Raw genomic sequence first — 1,103 nt, forward strand, 5'->3', positions numbered from 1 at the left:
ACCGCATTGTGCTTACCTGTTCTGTAATAAACGTGGCCATCGCATGAAAGTGCTGGTACATGATGGACTGGGCATCTGGCTGTGTGCCCGGCGGCTGGAACAGGGAAAATTCCACTGGGCGCAGGTTCACCAGGGTGAAAGCATGGCGATCAGTCCGGAACAGTTACAGGCACTGATCCAGGGTTTACCTTGGCAGCGCATTGGACGACAGCAGGTGGTGACGATGCTCTAAACTAGGCTGGTCCATTCTGCTATTCTCCAAACGTTCTATTTCCTCTGCGTCATGACCTCAGGCATACTGCGGTCATGAAAATGATGCCTGATTTAAGCCAACTGACCCATGAACAACTGCTGGAATTTACCCAGCAGTTGGCAATGCAGCATCAACAACTCGCAGAAGATAAACAACAATTAGATACCAAAGTTCAGCATCTTGAAGTATCAAATCAACAATTAGGTACCAAAGTTCAGCATCTTGAAGTCACCAATCAACAATTAGATTCTAAAGTTCAGCATCTTTCCATTCTCACTCAAAAATACGAGCATGAACTGGCGCTGTTTAAACAGCACAAATTCGGCAGTAAAAACGAACATCTCACCGCAAAACAAATCCATCTGTGGGACGAAGCGGTTGAAGAGGATATCGCAGCAGTTGATCTGGAACTGGAGCGGCTGAATGCAGATAAAACCGATGCAGCGACAGAGAAAGCCACAGTCAACAAACCTAAACGTCGACTGCTGCCGGATCATCTACACACCATCCGTATTGAGCATGAACCTGCATCAACCCAATGCAGTTGTGGCTGCCAGTTACGTCGTATCGGCGAAGATATCAGTGAAAAACTGCATTTCAGACCAGCACAGTTCTATAAGGAACAGCATGTGCGTGGCAAATGGGTCTGTGATCAGTGTGACACCCTGACTCAGCAAGCGATGCCCGCCTATGTGATTGATAAAGGCATTGCTTCACCTGAACTGCTCAGCCATGTGCTGGTATCGAAGTATGCCGATCATTTGCCGCTGTACCGTCAGCGCCTGATCTATCTACGCGCAGGTGTTGATCTGTCCAGATCTACTTTATCTGACTGGATTGGTCGCTGCGG

Annotated in this window: 2 protein-coding genes; both read left to right on the forward strand. The window is 48.1% G+C overall.

Annotation, left to right across the window (positions count from 1 at the left end):
* Positions 1–232: IS66 family insertion sequence element accessory protein TnpB (tnpB, locus tag ACE01T_RS17540; protein ID WP_395519779.1), on the forward strand; the 232-nt coding region annotated here is incomplete at its 5' end.
* Positions 233–306: 74 nt separating this feature from the next.
* Positions 307–1,103: IS66 family transposase (locus ACE01T_RS17545; protein WP_395519780.1), on the forward strand; the 797-nt coding region annotated here is incomplete at its 3' end.

The organism is Acinetobacter uliginosus, assembly GCF_044130295.1.
Lineage (GTDB): Bacteria > Pseudomonadota > Gammaproteobacteria > Pseudomonadales > Moraxellaceae > Acinetobacter.